Origin of the sequence: Streptococcus pseudopneumoniae (assembly GCF_038148935.1) — a bacterium.
Taxonomy (GTDB): Bacteria; Bacillota; Bacilli; order Lactobacillales; family Streptococcaceae; genus Streptococcus; species Streptococcus pseudopneumoniae_U.
Genome location: NZ_JBBJZX010000146.1, coordinates 1 through 2592 on the forward strand (window position 1 = coordinate 1; position 2592 = coordinate 2592).

Genomic DNA, 2592 nt, shown 5'->3' on the forward strand with positions numbered 1-2592 from the left:
GTATTTTGAGCAACCTGCGGCTAGCTTCCTAGTTTGCTCTTTGATTTTCATTGAGCTTACATTTTATAGGAGCGCATTATTTTGCTTTTGCTGCGTACTCTTCATTACGTTTAATCATTTGTTTTCTGTACCAAGCAAAGATACCGATATAGAATACAAGGAAGACTACAGCACCAAGGATTGCTTTGATATCACCAGTTGTAGTGTTACCAATTGTCCAACCAAGAAGTTTTTCGATTGGTCCTTCAAGAGTAGAGTGAGTAATCAATTGAGTTTCACTCACACCTGCTGGGAAGGCACCTACACCTTTAGCAAGTTCTGTTGCAAATGGTGCGATAAGTGTACCTGAAAGAAGGAAGAGTGGCAACAAGAGTGTTCCAAAGATGATCATACGGAGCAATTTACCACGAGTTACAACCAAGAGAGCTGGAGTAACACCCATAGCGATGATACCTGCAAGTGGCAAGATACCATTTCCGACTTTTGAAAGAAGCACAGCTTCAATCAACATGATTGGTGCAAGTACGTTAGCACAAGCCCAGATTTCAGCACGACCAGCGATGAAAGGCCAGTCAAGACCGATGTTAAATTTACGTCCTTGAAGACGTTTAGTAGCAACGTTTGTAATACCTTGTGAAAGAGGTTCTACGGCAGCGATGAACCATGAACCGATAAGTGAGAAGAGTTCCAAAGATACACCAGCTGTCAAACCAAGAGACAACCATCCTCTGATAACAAGACGCCATTTATCTGCATCTTCAACTCCTGCAATTGGATGTGGAGTTCCCATAATACCGATAACGATACCAAGGATGAAACCGATGAAGAATTTAGATCCCCAGAAACCGATTTTCTTGTTCAATTTTGCGGCGTCAAAGTCGTATTTATCAAGACCTGGGAAGAATTTTTCAAAAATCTTATCCAAAACCATGATAACTGGGTTCATCATGTAGTTCATGTGAGTTGATGTCATTGGTGATGAACTTGGAGCGTTAAGAAGGTCATCAAATGTAGGTTTCATCAAGTCAGAGTTGATAATTTTCAACACACCAACAAGGACGATAGCTGCTGTAGCAATAAAGAGTGAAACCCCTTGACTCACACCATTGTTGTCAGCATACCATTTAATCAAAAGACCTGTGATAGACAAGTGCCAGATATCGAAGATATCGACGTCAAGTGTATCTGTTTTCTTCATAGCAAGCATCACTATGTTGACAATCAACATGATGAGCAAGAAGTAAAGTGTCCAAGCAGATCCCCAAGTGATTGTTGCAAGTGGTGCCCAACCAACGTCAGTGATACTCAATTGGATACCAGTGTTTTCAACGAATTTTGCTAGTGATGCTGAGAAAGCAGTGTTTAGCATACCGATGATGGCACCGATACCTGTAAGAGCGATGGCAAGTTTGATACCACCTTCAAGCGCTTTGGAGAATTTCACTCCAAAAAGTAAAGCCAATACTGTCAAAATGATCAACATGATGACAGGACCACCCATATCTAAGACGGGCGTGAAAACCTTTTTGATTAGGTCAAAGATTGCATCCATAACAGTTCCTCCCTTTTTATGTTATATGAATGTTAACAAATTAAAATTAGCTTAACCCGTGTTCTTTGATAGCTGCTTCAATATTGTCAAATACTGGAGCACTCATAGCTGGGATACGGAATAGGATTGGTCCAGCTTCGATAACTGGAATACCTGGGTCAAAACCAAGGTCTGTCGCAGCAATTGGTGTGAAGATGTCATAACCTTTGATAAGGTCTTCGTTAACATCTTTGACCATGACTGCATCACAGTGAACATCGTAACCACGGTTTGAAAGTTCTTCTTCAAGAGCACTTTTAATTTGGTGGCTTGAGTTAACACCTGCACCGCAGGCAGCAAGAATTTTAATCATATGGATCTCCTCCGATTTAATATTTTTAATAGACAAGATTAAGCGATTGCTTCAGCGATATAAGCATAGAGGGCTTCTGGTTCAGAAATCTTTGATAGGTCTTCAAGATGACCATTTCCTGTGAAGAAGTCCATCAACTGAGCAAGAATGTTCGTTTGACTTGAACTAGAGTTATTGATGATAAAGAAGAGCAAGGATACTTCTACTTCCTTATCCGGCGCAATCATATTGTGGAAAGTCACCGGTTTCTCTAATCGAACCACTACAACTTTCTCCGCTAAATTATGAACAATATCTGTGTGAGGAATAGCCACATTCGGCAAATCCTTACCCAAAAATTCCATATCCAAGCCAGTTGGAAATGACTTTTCACGCGTGATCAAGGCTTCACGATAGGTTGGAGTCACGATTTCTCGTTCTTCCAATAAAGTTGCAACCTGATCAAAGAGATGTTCTTGATTATTCGCTTCTAAGCAAAACACAAGGTTTTTGTCAAAGAAATGATCTAATCCCATAAAGTTTTCCCTTCTTTCCATTAACTTTATGCCATAAGTATAACACTATATGAAATCGTTGTCAATAGTTTTCTGTTGATTTTTGTCTCTTTTTTTATATTTTTGTTGCGTTTATAGTTTGTTATATAAAAATAAACACACAAACAAATACTACCAGCATTTTTTCTGTTCTA

General features: G+C 39.5%; 3 protein-coding genes. All 3 read right to left on the minus strand.

Annotated features, from left to right (window positions below):
- Window positions 1–76: 76 nt before the first annotated feature.
- From WKI42_RS10095 to WKI42_RS10105, 3 genes are read right to left on the minus strand one after another with little or no spacing between them, the layout of a single operon-like run.
- Window positions 77–1552 carry a PTS galactitol transporter subunit IIC gene (locus tag WKI42_RS10095; RefSeq protein ID WP_368080711.1) on the minus strand — a complete coding sequence of 492 codons (1476 nt, stop codon included), beginning with the start codon at window positions 1550–1552 and terminating at the stop codon, window positions 77–79.
- A gap of 46 nt (window positions 1553–1598) precedes the next feature.
- Window positions 1599–1904 (minus strand): PTS sugar transporter subunit IIB, encoded by a 306-nt coding sequence (locus WKI42_RS10100; protein ID WP_000590549.1) that lies wholly within the window; start codon window positions 1902–1904, stop codon window positions 1599–1601.
- Window positions 1905–1942: 38 nt separating this feature from the next.
- Window positions 1943–2419 carry a PTS sugar transporter subunit IIA gene (locus WKI42_RS10105; RefSeq protein ID WP_000521985.1) on the minus strand — a complete coding sequence of 159 codons (477 nt, stop codon included), beginning with the start codon at window positions 2417–2419 and terminating at the stop codon, window positions 1943–1945.
- Window positions 2420–2592: the final 173 nt, after the last annotated feature.